The following is an 18,132-nucleotide window of genomic DNA, read 5'->3' as shown; positions in this document are numbered from 1 at the left end:
GGGTGGTCGATCGCGATTGCAGTGCATAAGGAACCTCTAGGAGTCGTAGACAATAGAAGAGGTTCTAGGGAAATGGTGCCGTGGGTAAGTTAGTTGTCTTAGAACTTGGAGATGGCTGTTTCGAGCAGGGATTTCCGGTGACGCTGGAGGTTGGTGAGGAGGATGCCCATGCCTCAACCAGTGTTTTGGGGAGATTGCCTCCGGCTCCCGAAATTCCGGCTGCCTACGATCGCTGGCAAGCGTTGTATCGTAAGCTCCAGATGCCCCCCAGCCGGGCAATGGGGCTACCCAAGCATCGCCAACGGTATGCCACACCGGAGGACTGTAATCGGGCGGCGAATGAATTGCGCGATCGCATGAATGCCTGGTTACAAACGGATTCGTTTCGGGTGGTGCGGGAGAAATGGTTGCAGAAACTGCAATCCTCGGATCAGATCCGGGTGATCATCCGGGGAGAGGATTATCGGTTGCAAAAGCTGCCCTGGCATCTCTGGGATTTACTGGAAGCCTATCCCAATGCAGAAGTGGAGTTGGGCGGCTACTACGATGAAGTCATTGATGGGAAACGATCGTTCCGGCGCACTGTCAAGATTCTGGCAATTCTGGGTCATAGTCAGGGGATTGATGTGCAGGCCGATCGCAAAGTTCTAGAACAAATTCCCGATGCCAGAGTCACCTTTCTGGTGGAACCCCAGAGCAAGGATTTGACCGATCAACTCTGGGATACGGAATGGGACATTTTATTTTTTGCTGGACATAGTATTAGTCAACCGACCTGTGAAACCGGAATTATTTACATTAACCAGCAAGAAAGCCTGCGGATCAGTGATCTGAAGCGATCGCTGGCAATGGCGGTCAAACGCGGCTTAAAACTGGCGATTTTTAATTCCTGTGATGGCTTAGGGTTGGCGCGGGAGTTCGCAACCCTGGGAATTCCCCACCTGATTGTGATGCGGGAGCCAGTTGCCGATCGCGTGGCGCAGGATTTTCTCAAGTATTTCCTCGATCGCTTTTCTAAAGGGGAATCGCTGTATCTGGCGGTTCGTCGCGCCCGGGAACGTTTAGAAGGGTTAGAGAGTCAATATCCCTGCGCCACTTGGCTGCCGGTCATCTATCCCAACTCCAATCAAAAGCCCCCCACCTGGCAAGAAATTAAGACAGGTAAAAAACGACCGGAACGCGCTCCCGGACTCCCGAAAATAGGAATACGACTGGCGCGGGGGACGGCTGTAGGACTGACGATCGCCCTTTTGCTGGCAGGGGTGCGATATTTCGGCGTTTTGCAAGCCTGGGAACTGATGGCATACGATCACCTACTGCAACGACGACCGCATGAACGCCCGGATGCGGAGTTAGTAGTGCTGACGGTAAACGACCAGGATTTGCAATTGCCCAATCAACAGCCGCATCAACGCCGGAATGGCAAGGCATCGTGGTCTGATCAGGCATTGTTACAAGTATTAGAACAACTAGAAGCTTATCAACCGGCTTTGATTGGGCTAGATATTTATCGCGATTATCCGGTTGAGCAAGTGGATCCGCGCTTGGTAGAACGGATGCGCCAAACCGATCGCCTGATCACAATTTGTCAGGTCAGCGATCACAACCATCCTGGAATTAAGCCACCCCCCCCTGAAGTTATTCCCGAGGAGAGCCGAGACGGTCGTCTAGGGTTCAGCGACTTTGCCGTTGATCAGGATGGCGTGTTGCGTCGTCAACTGTTTGCCATGAATCCACCGACGAGTTCACCCTGCCAAGCGTCCTATGCCTTCAATACTCTATTGGCATTGCGCTATTTGGAACGGCGGGGAATTCAGTTGGAGTTTTTGAATAACGGTCGAGAGGTGCAGCTTGGTAAAGCCCGGTTTCGGTTTTTGCCAGAACATGCCGGAGGCTACCAGGGGTTTGATAATTGGGGATTTCAATTGCTATTAAACTACCGAGCCTCGCGTACCCCCGAGGCGATCGCCTCCGAACCGATTTCGCTAACTCAGGTCTTACAGGGGCAACTGTCCCCGGCGGCGATCAAAGACAAGATTGTGCTAATTGGCACGACAGCCAAAACCCAAGGGTTTTATGACTATGCCAAAACACCCTATGCCGGAGATCAAGGCGGTTATCGGGAAGTTCCCGGTGTGATGTTGCAAGCCCAGGCGATTAGCCAACTGATTCGGGCGGCTATGGATGGTCGTCCGTTGATCTGGACGCTGCCGTGGTGGGGCGATGTCCTCTGGCTGATCGGATGGTCATGCGTCGGTAGTTTGTTGGCGCTCTGGTGTCAGCGTCCCTGGCGACTCGGGTTAGCGCTGGCGATCGCGATCGCTAGCCTCTATCTCTCTTGTTTATTGGGTTTAATCTACCTTGCCTGTTGGTTGCCCCTGATCCCGGCAGGATTGGGATTACTGGGTAGTACGGCGATTTTAGGTGCGGCTCCTCAGTTCCTCACCCGCTTACCCCAGGAGCCAACAGCCCCCTAAGTTAAGTTCTCAGGCTCATCGCATTTCGTTGTGTTCTACTCATTAGCCCCCAAGGAGTCAATCATGACTACTTCTATGCAACCCCATTTTGCTAAGCTGACCTGGTTTGTATGCAGTACTGCCGCGATCGCCCTGCTGGGTAGTTTTGCCCATCAGCCGATTGTCTTCGCTGGTTCTGTGGTAATTCCCGATGGTGCGGCAGACTATTCACCACCTCAATTACCGACGGGGATCGGTCGCCCGATCGCAACAGGGTCGGGGGGCAGTCACTTTAAGCCGCCAGCGTTGCCCTCGGGGGGTGCTCCGGGGAGTCGGGGCGATGGTATGGGTAGTCGAGGTGGGTGTCTGGCAGGTGTGCCGATCGCCCTCGTGCCGGTCTATTCCCAGGGACGATACAACGATCATGTCTGGGGGGAAACCACCTTAGAGCGACCGACCATCTGGATTTATTTTCCGGGGGTCGCCCCAACCGCCGATCCGGCAACCATTCAGTTTGAACTGACGTTACAGGATGCAGCGAATCAAGTCCTGTATCGAGTGCCCCTGCCACTCCCAACCAAAGCCGGAATGGTGGGAATTCCCTTACCCGCCGAGCAAATGGCATTAGAACCCAACCAAATGTATCACTGGTACATTAAAGCTCAGTGCCCTGCCACATCCATGCAGCAACCAGCCTCCATCTATGTCGATGGTTGGGTGCGTCGAACCGTTCCGGATGCGGCTTTGGTGAATCAGCTTCAGTCGGCAACTCCGGAGCAGAAGTTCGTTCTTTATGCTGAAAGAGGGATCTGGTACGATGCCCTCAACACCCTGGCACAACTACGACAAACTCGCCCCAGTGATCCCACGATCGCTCAGGACTGGAATGAGTTATTAAAAGCCATTCGGTTGTCGTATTTAGCGCCCCATCCGATCGTGCGATAACCGGGTCAAGCCAAATTGCTCCTGGCACTGGGCACAGAGCGGTACAATTTCGTCGTTCATTCCATTACCCCCATGGCTGAAAAGTTTGTCTTGAATCCCTTACCCCTGGCTGCACTCAGTGCTTTGCTCTCAGTCACGGTTGGGGTAGCCAGCCCACTACTCTTCTCCCAGTCGGTATTTGCCCAATTGCCGCCAGTGCCCAGTGGCGGTGGTAGACCCGGTGGCACGATCGCGGGTGGTAGTCGGTTTGCTCCCCCTCCTCCCCCCTCAGATATGGGGGCACCAGGAAGTCGATCCAGTGGTGCCAGTCGGGGCATCTGTTTGGGCAGTCAGGACATTATTGCCTTGATGCCCATCTATCCGCAGGGACGATCGCAGCTGGTGTGGGGACTAACGACAGTTGACCATCCTACCTTCTGGTTCTATGTGCCTTCAGTGACTGGCCCAGCTGCCGAAATGGAATTTGTCTTGCGAGATCAATCGGGGCAGAAGCTCTATGAAACCAAAGCAGACTTGACCCAGGCAGGAGTAATGGGGGTAACGTTACCCACCACGGCTCCCACATTAACCACCGGCGATCGCTATCAGTGGTACTTCAAGGTTCGCTGTCCAGCCGCGCCATCTCAACTGCCCAAGTATGTCAATGGTTGGATTGAGCGTCGGGCGATCGCGCCAACCTTAGCCAGCCAATTACAGCAGGCAACTCCAGCCCAACGGGCAGCACTCTATGCCCAACAGGGGATCTGGTTTGATGCCGTTACGACTCTGGCACAGTTGCGGCAATCCCAGCCCAATGATGCCACCCTGGCACAACAATGGGCTGAACTGCTGGAATCAGTCCAGTTACCAGAGCTGGCAACTCAGCCACTCCTGAAGTAAGACCAAATTTAAGGTGATGTAACTGTATATTGCGAGGGTACGGCGGGTTGTTTGCCCGTTCGGACAAGGGCTTGGTAGATCATACTGGCAACATCACCGCGAGTGGCTGCCTGAGTGGGGTTCAGTACATTAACATTGGGATGGCTGGTGACTAATCCCGCTTGAGTCGCGGCGGCAATGCGTTCGCGGGCCCAGGTGGGAATGGCATCTCTGTCTTGATAGATGTTTAAAACAGCTTCGGGATTCTCTGGGGCGGGTAGATTCAGTCCATACACCAGAGCGGACAGAACTTCGACTCGGGATACATCACCCGTGGGACGGAATGTGCCGTTGGGGTAGCCACTCATAAATCCCGTTTTTACCGCCTTATCGATCGCCACAATGCCCCAAAAATCTGACGCTACATCGGTAAACTGCCGACTCGATCGCCGTTCTTCTGCCTGGAATGCTTTCTCTAATTGCACTGCGAACTCGGTGCGGGTGACTGAGCGATTCGGTTGAAAGCTGCCATCCGGCAACCCGGAAATGATCCCTAAGCTAGACAGAGTCGCGATATACGGTTTTGCCCAAAAGGTGTCTGGCACATCCTCAAACTCGATCGGGGGGCGGACGGCGGACGGTGATGTCGGTGCAATTGTAGGGCTGGGAGACACGGGGATAGGGGTCGGGGTGGGCGATTCTCCTTCCACCGTTCCACCGGGAACGGGAACAGGAACGGGCACTACACTGGTACCGGGGGGCAGGGTCGGGGTCACGGTAGGACGCGGATAGGCCGGAAAGATGGTCTGTGGTTGTGTGTTCGCGATCGCGCCTCGATCCTGTCCAGGCAAGACTGGGGTAGGCACAGGAGTTTGTCCTGGTGGTACGGGGGTAGGGCGGATGCCTACGGTCGCCGTTGGGGTAGGAGTCGTCACTGGAACCGGCTCAAACAACCCTCCTAGACTGAACCCTTGACGATCCTGTCCTAATACCCAAAAGAAAATCCCGCCTAACGATAAAAATGCCACAATGATCGCAATCAGTTCATCATCCCGCAATCCGGGTGGACGACGCTCTGGTGAAGGAGAATTCGACATAGACAGTTGCCCTGATCGAAAGTGCCTGAACAAGAGATTGGAATGACACCAATGCCTGATGCTAGGGTACAGGCTGATCTGCCCTATGAATGTAAATAAAAACCACAATCAAATTTCTACAATCAAAAATTTTGTTTAAGTTCAGCCCTGGAACGAAAATGCGAATAGCCCTGTGCTATTGACACTTCTGATAGATTTCAGTCAAATGCTGCCCTTGTAGAGTTTGAGTAGAAGATTGAATAGGGAAATATATTTATGGGTTGGCTACAAAGATTGTTTGGTAAGGAACAGGCCCAAGCCCAGCCGGTGGCTGATAATACTCCGGCACCCACTCCGGGTGATACGATTCCGCCGGAACGGGTTGGTTTGAATGGTGAGTATGACCAAAGTGGGTTAGCGAAGCGGGTGGCAAAAGCCTTTGATGATGATGCCACGCTGGATGATATTGAAACGTTATGGGTAGCTCAAACCAGTAGCACCGTGGTGCTCAAGGGTAAAGTACCTGATCAAAATAGCTTGAACAAGATGGTATCGATCGCCAAGCGAGTGGATGGCGCTACCTCAGTGGATACCAGCCAGGTGACGATCGGGGCGTAACCTCCTAGGGGGTTGGTATCGGTTCTCAAGATAAACCCGAGGCAGGATGTTGGCGATCGTGGATCGACATCCTGCCTGTTAGTCAAGCCTTGCAACGGAAGCTGGTGTTATGAACCAGTGATTACTCGTTTACCAGTTAGGAATCATGGGACTTTTTGATCAAATCGTTAATGCTATTAATAATCCCAACCAGCAAGCTAGCCCCAATCAACTGAATGACATTCTGACGAATGTACAACAAATGTCGGGCAGTCGGGGGATGGATGCCGCCACCAGTCAGGCACTCTTGTCTCAAGTCGGCAGCTATGTGCGCTCGGCATTGCAACAAAAACAAGCCTCTGGTGGGAGATCGGCAGTCGAATCGATCGTGAATCAATTTAGTGGCAATGGGGCAGGGGCAATGTTGTCTCTGTTCTCGCTCCAGCAACAGCGTGATATTGCCACCGCGATCGCCAATCGGACGGGCTTACCCGCAGGGGTGATACAGGCAATGTTACCGGGATTGGTTGCACAGGTATTGAACCTCCTACGATCGGGGGCAACCACTCCGGGAAACCAGGGCGGCAACTCGGTACTAAATAGCTTTTTAGATTCCGATCGGGATGGTGATGTAGACATTGGGGATGCCATGATGATGGCAAGTCGCTTTTTCAGCCAACGTCGCTAAATCACTATGGATGATGCTGCCTTTACGGTTTTTATTGCGTTTGGAGTTATTTGGGCAATTATTGGCGCGGTTGGTCTAGTCGCGTTATTAAAAGCCGATGGGCAGCAAATTCGCCTGGGCAAATGGGGGTTGCTGGTTGCCATCCCAACCCTATTACCCTTGATTATTGCCCTGGTGTTTGCGGCGGTGTATCACTCATAGGTTCAATCACGCCTCCCCCAAGCAGGGTTTCACCGTCATACCAGACGGCGGCCTGACCCGGAGTGATGCTGGGTTGGGGTTCGTCAAACACAATCCGCACCCGATTCTCCGCCAGGGGCAGAATCTTGGCGGGTACAGCCATAGAGCGATACCGAATCTGCACCTCTGCCTGGATAGGCACAGTCGGTGCTGCGATCGACACCCAATTAACTCGTTGCACCGTACATTCTGGCGCAAAGGTGGCGGTACGATCGCCGACGATTACCCGATTCCGGACTGCGTCCAACCCAATCACATACAGAGGCTCGCTATGGGCAATTCCCAATCCTTTGCGTTGCCCGATCGTATAGTGATGTACCCCCTCATGCTGTCCCAAAACCTTACCGGATTGATCAACAATCTCCCCTTGCTGTGGAGTGATGTACTTGTCCAGAAAGGCTTGCATCGAGCCATTGGCTTCAACCAAACAGAGATCCTGACTTTCCGGTTTTTCGGCGGTATGCAATCCAAATTCGGCGGCGACTCGGCGAGTTTCCGTTTTCGGTTGTTCGCCTAAGGGAAATAGCACACGGGCCAGCACATCCTGCGAGAGGTCATACAGAAAATAGGATTGATCCTTGTTGCGATCGATCGCCCGTAGGAGGTGGTAGCGTCCCGTCGCCTCGTCATAGCGAATCCGGGCATAGTGTCCCGTCGCAATCCGATCGATGCCCAACTGCTCCCGCGCATAGGTCAACATCGGGGTAAATTTGACTGCCTTATTACATTGCGAACAGGGTAGGGGTGTAATCCCAGTGCTGTAGCCTGCCACCAGATAATCGACAATATTTTCCTGAAACAGATCGCGACTATCCACAATATGGTGGGGGATGCCCAATTGCTCACAGAGTTTGGCGGCATCCACCATACCCTCCGAGCAGCATTGACCCTTTCCCTTCATCAACCAGAGGGTCACGCCGACTACGTCATAGCCTTGATCATGCAGAATTGCTGCTGCCGTAGAGCTATCTACTCCACCCGACAGTCCTACCACAACTTTATCCATCTGTCGCGATCGCCGGAAATTTGAGAAACATTCTTCTCTAGGCTAACACTCCCTTTCTCAACCCAGACTAGAAGGATAGGGAAGCGATCGCCTTACCTCCCCATCCCTCCCCCTCTTCCTTACCGCTGCCGCGTCGCATTCATCAACCAATCCACCAGGGGACGTAAAGTTCCTGGCATGGCGGACTCATCGACACTAATCGAGTGCTGTTTTCCGGCATCGGTGACAGTAATTTGGTACTGAAATCGATCGGGTTTCACCGCCGCGATCGTGGCAGGTAGCCGAAAGAAATCAGCCGCTTCTACGAGAGTGCGCAGATGCTTCGCTTCCTCAGTCGATAGGTTAGCGGTGTCTACCTCCGTTGCCATCACCATGCCCGCAAAGCCACCACTGCGTTCAAAGCTAATCTGCATGATTGGCTTCCCTATAACACGCCAACGGTTTGCCAGCCTTTCCGAACCGCCGCTTGCTCGGGACTATTCTGCCCATACAGTTCTCCCGCTACTGTCACCAGAGTATTCGCTGCCCGTTTAAAGTTCGCCCGCGACCGTAGCCGATCGCGCAAGGCAATGTACCAGATCTTGCCAGCTTTCTCCCAGGCATAGCCACCCATTTCAGTTGCTGCGATGTAAAACGCCCGGTTAGGAATGCCGGAGTTAATATGTACCCCGCCATTATCCGCTCGCCCTTTATAGAGGTTTTTGTAATGAGCAGGTTGGGGATCTTTCCCCAGGACGGGATCATCATAGGCGGTACCCGGATCTTTCATTGATCGAATCCCAGCCCCGTTGACATTAGCAGTAAACAGCCCCGCTCCAATCATCCAATCGGATTGATCAACGGTTTGATTCAGCGATCGTTGTTTGACTAATATGCCGAATACATCGGCAAAGGATTCATTCAAGGCTCCCGGTTCGCCGTAGTAAATCAGATTGGCTTCGTACTGCACAACCCCATGAGTCAGTTCATGTCCAATCACATCGATCGCTTTGGTGAAGCGCTCAAATAACTCGCCATCGCCATCGCCATACACCATCTGATCGCCGTTCCAGAAAGCGTTATCGTACTTCTCGCCATAGTGAACAGTGGAGTCTAAGCGTAAGCCGCGATCGTCGATCGAATTACGCTCAAACACCTCATCATACAAATCGTAGGTGGCTCCTGCCCCATCATAGGCTTCGTCTACAGCCGCATCTCCAGTAGCTGGATCTCCTTCAGTCCGGACGATGGCTCCCGGTAAGGTTTCATTATTTTTGGCATCATAAACGGTGCGCTGCTTGGTTCCTGGGGAGGTAGAAAAGTTGATTTTACCGACCACTTCCCGTCGTCCCCGAAATTGCTCTGAGGTGGTTAGTGTTTGAAATGCCCAGGCACGTTGTTCTTCGTTGCCATTTTTAATTACTGCTCCTAACATGTGGGGTGGCATAATGCAGCATATTGGGCAGCGATGCGACTGGTTGTGGGCACCAATCCAGCCAAATGTTTGTCTCGAAACCATAGTAATCTCCTTTGTGAATCCGCTGTTAATGTTCAATGGCGAACGAAACAGGGAGTGATGAGGGGGCGGTCAAAGGGGGAACAGGCTCTATCACCTATAAGGAAAGTTGCTAGTTTCAGCAGAGTAATGCTTAAGAAGGCTAGGAACGGGAAAAGTTCCAGTTTGGAAACTAAACCTGAATCGCTGTTCAGTTGAGTCTTTGCTCATGGTAAGCGATCGCTGAAAAGCTGGCTCACCCAGTCAGGTGAATCGATCGCCCAAAGCCAATCGGAGCTTATTGAGTAGATATTTCTTAAAAAAGAATATTCTTTTCAGCGAGATCGCGAGAACGATGCTGAGAATTGCCAAATCAGCTTATAATTGAAATCCTGAATGCGCATCGCGGCTGGCGATCGTACTCTGGCGGGTATAGTTTAGTGGCAAAACGGCAGCTTCCCAAGCTTCAGTTGCGGGTTCGATTCCCGCTACCCGCTTCCAACGTCACCGGAAATTGTAGAATGGCTAGGTTATTTGGCACTCTGCAACAGTAGGGAAAAGGCATGACTGAGGTGACGATCGGGATTATTGGGGGTAGCGGGCTCTATAAAATGGAGGCGCTGAAGGATATTGAGGAAGTAACGATCGACACGCCGTTTGGTCAACCCTCAGATGCGTTAATCGTCGGCACATTGGATGGAGTTAAAGTCGCATTTCTGGCGCGGCATGGGCGCAATCATCATTTACTGCCCTCCGAATTACCCTTCCGGGCGAATATTTACGCTATGAAAAGTTTAGGGGTCAAGTATCTGATTTCGGCTTCAGCCGTAGGTTCCTTGAAGGAAGAAGTAAAACCCCTGGATCTGGTCGTTCCGGATCAGTTCATCGATCGCACCAAAAACCGGATCTCGACCTTTTTTGGCGATGGCATTGTTGCCCATATTACCTTTGGTGATCCCGTCTGCCCTCAGTTAGCCGAAGTGCTGGCTGATGCCGTTGCCAGTCTGAACCTCACAGATGTCACCCTGCATCGCGGGGGTACTTACTTGTGTATGGAAGGACCTGCCTTTTCCACCAAAGCTGAGTCCCACCTTTACCGCAGTTGGGGGGCAACGGTGATTGGTATGACGAATTTGCCCGAAGCGAAATTGGCACGAGAAGCCGAAATTGCCTATGCGACTCTAGCGCTGTCCACCGACTATGATTGCTGGCACTCTGACCATGACAGCGTGACGGTGGATATGGTGATTGCCAACCTTCAGCGCAATGCCGTCAATGCCCAAAAGGTAATTCAAGAAACGGTACGGCGCTTGGCACAAGATCCATTCACTTCAGATGCCCACTCTGCGCTAAAACATGCCATTCTCACCCCGTTGGATAAGGTGTCGGCAGCAACGAAAGAGAAATTGCAGTTGCTGTTACAGAAGTACCTGTAAAAAATAGAAAGGGAGGCTAGGGGGCTAAATCCCTAGCCATTGCTCTTAAACAAAGCGGTGGGTAAACTCGCTGATCAAATCCACTCGACCTTTGCGTAATACCGCCGGATCAAGCCGTTCGGTTGTATTACAGGTCATCAACACCACTAATCGCTGTTCCAGTTGGCAGCCAAAATCATCGATCACACTGCGGTACAGAGTGCCATCTAACAGACTGAGAATGCGTTCGGTCTTGTTGATCTGTTGAGCCGCTTCCATCGATCGATTCTGTGCCAGATTATCTGCCTCATTGATGATCAGACAAATCCGTTCGAGATAGGGGGGTGGCACAAAGTTCTCAACCGCCTCGTGATCCAAAATAAAGATCACATACCCCAGGGGCACCAGAACTTCTTTCGCCACGGCTTGAGTCCAGGCAGTTTTCCCCGTTCCCGGCTCACCACTGACCAGAACAGCTAACTGCACCTGATCCAGGATCGCTTGCTGTACTACATCGGTAAAACTCTGCACCTCTGGGGGAAAGGTGCGAATTGGGTAGTCCGATTGGATTTGTCCCACCCGACTTTGATAGCCACTCAGCATCACTGCCAAACCATAGGTGACTTTCCGCGCCAATGGAGTTAGATCCTTTGCCCGCAACGTCAGCCGCCGTTCCTTATCCAGGGTGTCAATCTGCAACCAAACGTCTGCCTCGTGCCAGTAGGCTAATGCGGAATTCACGACATCAAGCCGTTCCCAATCCGTGAACTGGTTGACGGGATAATAGAAGTGCCGATCGAGGTAATACTGGGTAATCAGATCCGGTGTGCCGAGCAACTTGAGAATCTTGAGAATAATCAACTCGCATAACCGCCGAAACACATGATCGATCGCGATCGAGTTGCGACTAATGATCGGTTTAACTGGCGTTTCAATGCTTAAAACATCGGGATAACGATGATCGGGATAGAGCGGATCGGGGGTGATGTAACTCCAGAATTCATCCAGGTAGTAGCGGGTATCACTGGAAAACAGATTCAACAAATTAGCCCACCAGGTATATTCCCGCCGCCCCGCCGCATTTGCCAGGTCGCTAGCCAAATTCATCAGTTTTTGGCAGCACTCGCCAGTGTCTGTCCAGAGCAACTCTGCTAAATACTGATAATCCAAATCCCGGTTCAGGGGTCGCCAACCAGAACTCAGCAAACCCTGCGATCGACTTTGTCCGGTTTGTCCGGGATTGGCGTAATCATCATAGTTGTAGTAAGGCGAAGTCATAGCACGTTCCTGGGGCGACGGGCAGAGAAGATTATTGTCTGCGGCAAAGGCAGTCGTCTTTATCCGTATATTACATTAATACTTCAATATACTACAAGAGGACTAGATTCACTCCGGAAGAGTTGAACTGGAGTCCTGTGACCGCCATCTTGTCAGCCCAGGCTGCTCACCCGATCGCCATCAGAGTCATGCTTCATCCTCCGGTAGGATAGATCAGACGCTTAAACAGCACTCAACATCATGCAGTATCGGCAATTAGGGGATAGTGCCCTGAACGTTTCAGAACTTTGCCTGGGGACAATGACCTTTGGGCAGCAAACCACGATCGCGGAGGCGCACCAACAGTTAGATTATGCGATCGCGGCAGGGGTCAACTTTATTGATGCGGCGGAAATGTATCCTGTCCCGGCAAAAGCTGAAACCTCGGGCTTGACCGAAAGCTACATTGGTCAGTGGTTAGCCCAGCAACCCCGCGATCGGTTGATTATTGCCACTAAGATTGCCGGCCCCTCGCGTGGTATGAATTGGATGCGCCAGGGTCAACGCCAGATCGATCGCGTCAATATTGACCAAGCCGTGAATGCCAGCCTGAAGCGGTTGCGTACCGATTACATTGACCTCTATCAAATTCACTGGCCCGATCGCTATGTGCCGCTATTTGGACAGACCAGCTACGACCCCAAGCAAATTCGGGACACGGTGCCGATCGTCGAGCAACTGAGTGCCTTTGCTGACCTGATTCATGCGGGCAAAATTCGTTATATCGGCTTGAGTAACGAAACTCCCTGGGGCGTGATGGAGTTCTGCCATGCCGCCAAGCAATGTGGCTTACCCAAAATTGTTTCCATTCAAAATGCTTACAATCTGTTGAATCGATCGTTTGAATGGGGATTGGCGGAAGCCTGTCGCCATGAACATATCAGCTTACTAGCCTACAGTCCATTGGGATTTGGGAATCTCACGGGCAAGTATCTACAAAACCCACCCCCCAATAGCCGAATGACGTTATTTCCCGGCTTTGGTCAACGGTATTTAAAACCCAATGTGAATGAAGCCGTAGCCGACTATGTCAATCTGGCGCAGCAATATGATCTGAGTCCAGTTGCCCTGGCGTTAGCGTTTGTGCAGCAACGCTGGTTTGTCAGCAGCACGATCGTTGGTGCCAGCACCTTAGACCAACTCAAGCAAAATCTTGATAGCGTCCATGTCACGCTCACCGAAGAGATTTTAACCGCGATCGATCGCATTCACAGCCGCTATCCTAATCCCGCACCGTAATTCTCATAAGAAAAGAATATAATCCTCAATCGCGACATAAGAAATTTTGCGATCGAGGAGTGTAGAGATTGATAGGGATGCAGTGAACTCTAAAAATACACCTCCAGGCTTCACGCATTTATCCCATCTGGTGAAGCACTTGGACTATCCCTATCAAGCTGACTACGCAAAGGATATCACAACTATGGCAGTGAAGCGTCACTTTTTATCCATTCTAGCGACTACCGCGATGACTGTGGGATTGGCTGTACCCGCCTTAGCCGTTCCCGCGATGCTCAGTGGCCAACAACCGGGTAGCCGCGTTAATGTGCGATCACAACCGACCACAAATGCTTCCGCTCCCCACTATGGCTTGGTTGGCGATCGGGTCGAAGTGTTAGACAGCGCTCAAGGCTACAGTGACAACTATACCTGGTATTACGTCAAGTTCCGTTCTGGGGCGACGGGTTGGGTGCGCGGCGACTTTGTTACCTTTGTTTCGGGACAGGGCGGTCCTGCCACTAGCCGGGTGGGTTATCTCCGGACTGCCGATCGCGGTTCGCGGGTAAATGTGCGATTGGCTCCTTCCACCAGTGCTGCTTCACCCCATTACGGCATTGATGGCGATCGGGTGCAGGTGATGAACTCTACCCGAGGTGGGGATGGCTATACCTGGTATCACGTCAAGTTCCGTTCTGGAGCAACGGGCTGGGTACGCGGCGATTTTGTTGATTTGACGAATTAAGGCTGGGACAGCCCAACTGCCCTCATCCAAAAGGCGAGGGAACAAGAACTTTAGCTCCCTTCTTCCTGGGGAGAAGGGTTGGGGATGAGGGCAATATCCAGGGGATACCAAGCTGGTCTGAACTGGACTAGGCTGGCAACTGGCAAACCTGTTGTAACCAGGTGGCTTCATCCGGGCTGAGGGTAGGAGCGAGTTTTTCAACGATCGCCTGGTAGTAGTCGGCTAACCATTGACGTTGGCGGACATCCAGCCGATCAAGATCAATCAACTGTTGATCAAACGGAATATAGGTCAGCGACTCGAAGCCGTACCAGGAGGTTTGGGGTTGATCGTCGGTGGCAGGTTGCGCGTTCGGTAATTCCTGTACCACGTATAAATTCTCAATCCGAATCCCACCCCATCCCGGCTCATAGAAGCCCGGTTCAATACTCGTGACCATGCCTGGTTCCAGAGCCGCTTGCACCCGTTTACTAATGCCGTTGGGTCCCTCATGGACATTCAGGAATGCGCCAACGCCATGCCCTGTCCCATGTCCATAGTCCAAGCCAGCAAACCACAGTGTCGATCGCGTAATGCCATCTAACTGCGCTCCTGTCGTGCCTTTGGGAAAGCGTTGCATGGCACAGTTAATGTGGGCTTTTAGCACTTCGGTATAGCGAGCAATTTGCTCCGGAGTCGGGTCGCCGACGATCGCGGTACGGGTGTCATCTGTAGTGCCCGAAGCGAATTGGGCACCGGAATCGAGTAAAACAAATTGTCCCGATTGCAAGGGTTGGTCGGCGCTGGGAGTGCCGTAATGTACGATCGAACTATTGGCTCCCGTGGCGGCGATCGTGTTGAAGCTTAAGCCTTGAAACTCTGATTCTTCGGCATAAAACTGTTCGACCGTGGCAGCAACATCGGCTTCTGTGATTGAAGCACCATTGGCAAGCTGATCGGATAGCCACTTTAACGTGCGGGTTTTCGCCCGACTCGCCTTCAGGTTTGCCTGCTGCATTTGCGTGACTTCGACGGCATTCTTGCGGGCTTTCATGCCCTCGATCGGATGATCGGTTTCCGTAATCGGACAGTGCCTTGCCAGATCATGGGTAATTAACCGATAGGTTCCTGCCGTTATCTGTTTGGGGTCGATTAACACCCGACCGGTGGCAGTCTGCGTCACTAGCGATCGCAGGGTGGCGGCATAGTCGCCGTAGGGGAGCAAGGTCACATTCGGTTGCAGTAAGGCTTGAATTTCTGGAGTGATCCGTTCCAGATTCGTGAAGAGAAAAGCCTGTTCTAAAGTAACGATCGCGTAGGCAATAAACACGGGATTGTAGGGCACGTCCCACCCCCGCAGGTTATACAACCAGGCAATTTGATCCAATTTGGTAATCGGCAGAATGGTGGCGTTTACCTGTTGCAGTTGATCGCGAACCCGCTTCAGTTTTTGGGCGATCGATTCCCCGGTTAAAGCATCTGGCAAATAAAAGACTTGGGAATCGGCGTAGGCAGGGAGGGGATCAGTGGCTTGCCAGGGGGCTTGAGTACGAACGCGATCGATTAGATTTTCGGGCAAGGATACTAAGGTAATGCCGCAGGGTTCCAGTTGTTGTTGCAGGGTGCGGAACTGATGCAGCGACAGGGTAAATGGATCAAACCCTAAGCGCAACGATCGTCCGGCTTTGATTGCCTCGCGACCAAGGGTTTCCAGTGTTTCCTCTAAGGTTTTGTGATTTTCTAACCCTAATTTTGAGACTTGAATTAAAGCTGGATCAACTTCTAAATCCGCCTGTTCGTAATAGCGGGAATCGACAAACAACCAGGCTTGCTCCCGTCCCAGCAAGAAATCTCCAGCAGAACCCGTAAAGCCGCTGACCCAAATCCGCCGTTGCTTGGCGGCAGGTAAGTATTCATTCAAATGCTCATCGGCGGCGGGAATCAGGTAGGCATCAAGCTGATCCGCTTGCAAAAGCGATCGCAGATCAGCCACCTTTTCTCGTACAGACGCAAACCGAACCTGGGGCGACAACAAATCAACTGGAGACATAGCAACCAAACTTGCAAGGTTAAGGGATTTGTTTGGATTGTAACCTTACGAGCCCAGCTTGAAGGCTTCCACAAAGAACCCGTACATTAGACCAATCTTGATCGCGTTCAAATTTTGGACGAGCAACGATCGCCGGAGTTCTACAGAACCCCCATAGTGAATCCGGTTGATCAGTTCGATCAATACCACTAACAACCCGGCAATAATAATATCCAGTTCTGCCCGTTGCCCTGCCACCGTTGCCAGAGCGGTCGCCAGGAAGTTCCCTAACAGTAGACTAATAATCACCACTGACAGCCGCCGCCAGGGATTGCGTAACCAACCCTCTGCACCAGCGATCCAATTATCAACCAAATTATTTAGACGAGTATTTTGCATCGGCTTGTCTCTACTCGTAAGCTTTCATCACCCTACACTAGATTTGATCATTGGATGGTGAATCTCGCTCCAAGTCGGCTGAAAGATTGCTATCACTAAAGAGTAGGTGCGTGGGTGACGAACGGATGTGGGGCAAGGCAATTAAAGAGATGAAGCAGATATGTCATCCAGCGATCGTGACTGTCCTGGGAGCGGCATTGCTGCTGGCGGGTGGTTGGTGGTGGCTGGGGCAATCTCTACCTGATTCCAATCTACAAACGGCTGGTATTGATGCCCTGCCTAATGATCCGGTACCAACTCAGTCTGCGATTCTACCTGAGCGAACCACCGCCTCGCCCACCCCTACCCCTATAGCCCAAGCCGAACCGACAACGCCTCCGATCGCGCAAGCCCCAGTCACTCCTGGCTCAAATGTGGGTCGATCGGGCGGCTTGCGGATTAGTAACCCGACGGATTACCCGATTCGGGTGGCGGTACTGGCGAAAAAAACCGCTAGCACTCCAGAGTCAGTCACAACCGATAACTCGTATGGTAGCTATGAACCTCCGGCACACTGGGATTTTGAACCCGGTGAAGGAGCCGCTAAAGGGTTGATTGTGTCGTTGCCCGATCGCAAGCTCAAAGTCAACAAGGGTGATATTGTGGTTGCCTTTGCTCAGGATGGTTCCCGCCGTTACTGGGGACCGTATGTGATTGGCGACACGCCTAGCCCAAGGTGGAATCCCAAAGGTACTGAGTGGCTGTTGGTATTAGATCCTTAGAGATCGACTATGTGTAACGTATACCGCCGCTTGAAATGGGGAACTTTGATGGAACGTTGCCCAGATGTCACGTCAACCTCGCAACTTGCAAACTGGATACTGCTATCACATTACGGTTCGGTGTAATAATCGCGAGTTTCGGCTGGTGCGGGAGCCATGCCGGGAGGTGTTGCTGTATGCGATTCGCCAGTGTCAGGAAAAATTTAGGTTTAAGCTCTATGCGCTCTGCATTATGAGTAACCATGTGCATTATCTGTTGGAGCCACAACTCCCGGAAGATTTGCCGAAGATTATGCACTGGCTGAACTGGTATACAGCGATGTGTTTTAACCGGATGCTGAATCGTACTGGACATTTTTGGGAGAAACGGTATCACAGTACGGGGTTTCCGGTGAGTGACAAACGCCGAGCGTTGAATACGTTGCGCTACATTCACGCCAATCCGAAAGCGGCTAATATGCAGCCAGGTTTTTTCTATGATTACAGCAATTATGGGATCTATGACCGTCTGACCAATGATGGTATTACCCAATGGCATCCGGCATTTTTGGCATTGGGGAAAACGTTGGAGATCTGTGCGGCGGCATATCGTAAATTTTGTCAAAAGTACAGACCACAAGCAAAACCAGAAAAGCGGAATTACTGGGGCAGTAAGCTACTGGCAAGAATTAGAGCGCGGGGTAAGCCCAGCAAGGTGAGTCCGGGGCAGCAGAGTTTGTGGGCAGAGTGGGATGCCCCCGCCGAGGAGATCCGCCAAGTTGCCGCAACGTTTGTGTTAGCAAATTGCTTTGATCCGCAGGCGAAGCGACAGCAATATAGCATTTCTTCAGAGAAAAACCTGACAAGTGAGTGATGCGGTGACAGGTAACGGATCGCTGAAAGGGGGATTTTATGTAGGGTAGGACGACAGATACAAAACTTAAAAAAAT

At 52.1% G+C, this 18,132-nt stretch carries 18 protein-coding genes and 1 tRNA gene; 12 read left to right on the top strand and 7 right to left on the bottom strand.

The genetic code is table 11. From position 1 onward, the window contains the following. Window positions 1-80 precede the first annotated feature (80 nt). The 3 genes from ACN4EK_RS15940 to ACN4EK_RS15930 all read left to right on the top strand — a co-directional run bounded on the left by ACN4EK_RS15940 (window position 81) and on the right by ACN4EK_RS15930 (window position 4,280). The gene (locus ACN4EK_RS15940; RefSeq protein ID WP_431658999.1) at window positions 81-2,477 is read left to right on the top strand and encodes a CHASE2 domain-containing protein; all 2,397 of its coding nucleotides are present in this window, start codon (window positions 81-83) and stop codon (window positions 2,475-2,477) included. Between the two features lie 63 nt (window positions 2,478-2,540). After that, on the top strand, window positions 2,541-3,401 hold the full coding sequence (locus ACN4EK_RS15935) for a DUF928 domain-containing protein (protein ID WP_431658998.1): 861 nt from the start codon (window positions 2,541-2,543) through the stop codon (window positions 3,399-3,401). Between the two features lie 72 nt (window positions 3,402-3,473). Beyond that, window positions 3,474-4,280, top strand: coding sequence for a DUF928 domain-containing protein (locus tag ACN4EK_RS15930; protein ID WP_431658997.1), 807 nt, complete (start codon window positions 3,474-3,476; stop codon window positions 4,278-4,280). 8 nt (window positions 4,281-4,288) lie between these two features. On the opposite strand, the gene ACN4EK_RS15925 is transcribed toward ACN4EK_RS15930, so the two are convergent. Next, a complete protein-coding gene (locus ACN4EK_RS15925; RefSeq protein WP_431658996.1) occupies window positions 4,289-5,356 on the bottom strand; it encodes an S-layer homology domain-containing protein in 1,068 nt (355 codons plus the stop codon). A 255-nt stretch (window positions 5,357-5,611) separates the two neighbouring features. Between ACN4EK_RS15925 and ACN4EK_RS15920 the strand changes: the two genes are divergently transcribed. From ACN4EK_RS15920 to ACN4EK_RS15910, 3 genes are all read left to right on the top strand, one after another. Beyond that, window positions 5,612-5,953 (top strand): BON domain-containing protein, encoded by a 342-nt coding sequence (locus ACN4EK_RS15920; protein ID WP_431658995.1) that lies wholly within the window; start codon window positions 5,612-5,614, stop codon window positions 5,951-5,953. Between the two features lie 145 nt (window positions 5,954-6,098). Further along, entirely contained in the window at window positions 6,099-6,620 is a 522-nt protein-coding gene (locus ACN4EK_RS15915) for a hypothetical protein (protein ID WP_431658993.1), read from the top strand. A gap of 6 nt (window positions 6,621-6,626) precedes the next feature. Further along, on the top strand, window positions 6,627-6,821 hold the full coding sequence (locus ACN4EK_RS15910) for a hypothetical protein (RefSeq protein ID WP_431658992.1): 195 nt from the start codon (window positions 6,627-6,629) through the stop codon (window positions 6,819-6,821). Here ACN4EK_RS15910 and mnmA read toward each other — a convergent pair. The 3 genes from mnmA to ACN4EK_RS15895 form a co-directional block, all read right to left on the bottom strand. After that, on the bottom strand, window positions 6,784-7,866 hold the full coding sequence (gene mnmA, locus ACN4EK_RS15905) for a tRNA 2-thiouridine(34) synthase MnmA (RefSeq protein ID WP_431658991.1): 1,083 nt from the start codon (window positions 7,864-7,866) through the stop codon (window positions 6,784-6,786). The genes ACN4EK_RS15910 and mnmA overlap by 38 nt on opposite strands. A gap of 119 nt (window positions 7,867-7,985) precedes the next feature. Beyond that, window positions 7,986-8,279, bottom strand: a complete 294-nt coding sequence (locus ACN4EK_RS15900) for a protealysin inhibitor emfourin (RefSeq protein ID WP_431658990.1) — start codon at window positions 8,277-8,279, stop codon at window positions 7,986-7,988. An 11-nt stretch (window positions 8,280-8,290) separates the two neighbouring features. Next, on the bottom strand, window positions 8,291-9,364 hold the full coding sequence (locus ACN4EK_RS15895; RefSeq protein WP_431658987.1) for a M4 family metallopeptidase: 1,074 nt from the start codon (window positions 9,362-9,364) through the stop codon (window positions 8,291-8,293). A gap of 402 nt (window positions 9,365-9,766) precedes the next feature. On the opposite strand from ACN4EK_RS15895, the gene ACN4EK_RS15890 reads away from it, so the two are divergent. Together ACN4EK_RS15890 and ACN4EK_RS15885 are read left to right on the top strand one after the other, a co-directional pair. Beyond that, a tRNA-Gly gene (locus ACN4EK_RS15890) sits at window positions 9,767-9,837 on the top strand. 66 nt (window positions 9,838-9,903) lie between these two features. Then, window positions 9,904-10,776, top strand: a complete 873-nt coding sequence (locus ACN4EK_RS15885) for an S-methyl-5'-thioadenosine phosphorylase (protein ID WP_431658985.1) — start codon at window positions 9,904-9,906, stop codon at window positions 10,774-10,776. 45 nt (window positions 10,777-10,821) lie between these two features. Here the strand turns inward: ACN4EK_RS15885 and ACN4EK_RS15880 are convergent, their stop codons facing one another. Continuing rightward, window positions 10,822-12,033 carry an AAA family ATPase gene (locus tag ACN4EK_RS15880; protein WP_431658984.1) on the bottom strand — a complete coding sequence of 404 codons (1,212 nt, stop codon included), beginning with the start codon at window positions 12,031-12,033 and terminating at the stop codon, window positions 10,822-10,824. A 240-nt stretch (window positions 12,034-12,273) separates the two neighbouring features. On the opposite strand from ACN4EK_RS15880, the gene ACN4EK_RS15875 reads away from it, so the two are divergent. Together ACN4EK_RS15875 and ACN4EK_RS15870 are read left to right on the top strand one after the other, a co-directional pair. Continuing rightward, window positions 12,274-13,311, top strand: coding sequence for an NADP(H)-dependent aldo-keto reductase (locus ACN4EK_RS15875; protein WP_431658983.1), 1,038 nt, complete (start codon window positions 12,274-12,276; stop codon window positions 13,309-13,311). A gap of 82 nt (window positions 13,312-13,393) precedes the next feature. Continuing rightward, window positions 13,394-14,035 carry an SH3 domain-containing protein gene (locus ACN4EK_RS15870; protein ID WP_431658982.1) on the top strand — a complete coding sequence of 214 codons (642 nt, stop codon included), beginning with the start codon at window positions 13,394-13,396 and terminating at the stop codon, window positions 14,033-14,035. A gap of 127 nt (window positions 14,036-14,162) precedes the next feature. Here ACN4EK_RS15870 and ACN4EK_RS15865 read toward each other — a convergent pair whose 3' ends face one another. Both ACN4EK_RS15865 and ACN4EK_RS15860 read right to left on the bottom strand, forming a co-directional pair. Then, complete coding sequence (locus tag ACN4EK_RS15865) at window positions 14,163-16,064, bottom strand: aminopeptidase P family protein (protein ID WP_431658981.1); 1,902 nt, start codon at window positions 16,062-16,064, stop codon at window positions 14,163-14,165. A gap of 45 nt (window positions 16,065-16,109) precedes the next feature. Continuing rightward, a complete protein-coding gene (locus ACN4EK_RS15860) occupies window positions 16,110-16,442 on the bottom strand; it encodes a DUF565 domain-containing protein (RefSeq protein WP_431658980.1) in 333 nt (110 codons plus the stop codon). Window positions 16,443-16,552: 110 nt separating this feature from the next. On the opposite strand from ACN4EK_RS15860, the gene ACN4EK_RS15855 reads away from it, so the two are divergent. Both ACN4EK_RS15855 and ACN4EK_RS15850 read left to right on the top strand, forming a co-directional pair. Then, entirely contained in the window at window positions 16,553-17,203 is a 651-nt protein-coding gene (locus ACN4EK_RS15855; RefSeq protein ID WP_431658979.1) for a hypothetical protein, read from the top strand. Window positions 17,204-17,267: 64 nt separating this feature from the next. After that, complete coding sequence (locus ACN4EK_RS15850; RefSeq protein WP_431658978.1) at window positions 17,268-18,056, top strand: transposase; 789 nt, start codon at window positions 17,268-17,270, stop codon at window positions 18,054-18,056. Window positions 18,057-18,132 lie beyond the last annotated feature (76 nt).

The sequence above is a fragment of the Pantanalinema rosaneae CENA516 genome (assembly GCF_050753385.1).
GTDB lineage: Bacteria > Cyanobacteriota > Cyanobacteriia > Leptolyngbyales > Leptolyngbyaceae > Pantanalinema > Pantanalinema rosaneae.
This window is presented reverse-complemented; position numbering and strand designations above follow the sequence as displayed.